1 protein-coding gene is annotated in these 612 nt (G+C 63.9%); it reads left to right on the top strand.

The window, feature by feature from the left end; translation table 11 throughout:
• Nucleotides 1–184: 184 nt before the first annotated feature.
• On the top strand, nucleotides 185–612 hold a 428-nt coding region (locus tag EN893_RS36905; protein ID WP_164901544.1), incomplete at its 3' end, for a LysR family transcriptional regulator.

The raw sequence follows: 612 nt of genomic DNA on the forward strand, positions 1-612 counted from the left end.
AGGCTTGAGAGCCGTTTCGCGTGATGTCCATGGTTTTGTCCCTTCCTGGCAACAGGCGTGACACGACCGCCGGTCTTCAGAGGCTGCCGGTAGAGGCGCCCGGTGTGATGACGCCTATCTAGGGTCTGCGATTGGTGCCGATTAGGTGCTATATCCAGCATGATCTTATGAAAGGGGCTCATGAATGCCGCGAGACAATCTGAATGAGCTAACCGCATTCCTCGCCGTCGCGCGCGAGGAAAGCTTCACCAGGGCGGCGGCCAAGCTCGGGGTTTCCCAATCGGCGCTCAGCCATACGGTGCGGGCGCTGGAGGAGCGGCTGGGCGTGCGGCTCCTGACCCGCACCACGCGCAGCGTGTCGCCCACCGAGGCCGGCGAGCGGCTGGCTCGCACCGTGGGGCCGCGGCTCGATGAGATCGAAGCCGAGATCGCGGCACTCAGCGCCTTGCGCGAAAAACCCGCCGGCACCATCCGCATCACCGCCGGTGAGCATGCCGCCGATGCGATCCTGTGGCCTGCCCTGGCGAAATTCCTGCCCGACTATCCTGACATCAAAGTCGAGATCATCGTCGACTACAGCCTGACCGACATCGTTGCCGAGCGCTTCGACGC

It is taken from the genome of Mesorhizobium sp. M7A.F.Ca.CA.004.04.2.1, from assembly GCF_004022825.1.
GTDB lineage: Bacteria > Pseudomonadota > Alphaproteobacteria > Rhizobiales > Rhizobiaceae > Mesorhizobium.